Consider the following 255-nt stretch of genomic DNA (forward strand, 5'->3'; position numbering starts at 1 on the left):
ATGCAAGTCGAGCGAATGGATTGAGAGCTTGCTCTCAAGAAGTTAGCGGCGGACGGGTGAGTAACACGTGGGTAACCTGCCCATAAGACTGGGATAACTCCGGGAAACCGGGGCTAATACCGGATAACATTTTGAACTGCATGGTTCGAAATTGAAAGGCGGCTTCGGCTGTCACTTATGGATGGACCCGCGTCGCATTAGCTAGTTGGTGAGGTAACGGCTCACCAAGGCAACGATGCGTAGCCGACCTGAGAG

The 255-nt window shown here is 52.9% G+C and carries 1 rRNA gene; it reads left to right on the forward strand.

Annotation, left to right across the window (positions count from 1 at the left end):
* Positions 1-255 (forward strand): 16S ribosomal RNA (locus ACSG5Z_RS32910); the annotation flags it as partial.

The sequence above is a fragment of the Bacillus pretiosus genome, assembly GCF_051294775.1.
Taxonomy (GTDB): domain Bacteria; phylum Bacillota; class Bacilli; order Bacillales; family Bacillaceae_G; genus Bacillus_A; species Bacillus_A wiedmannii.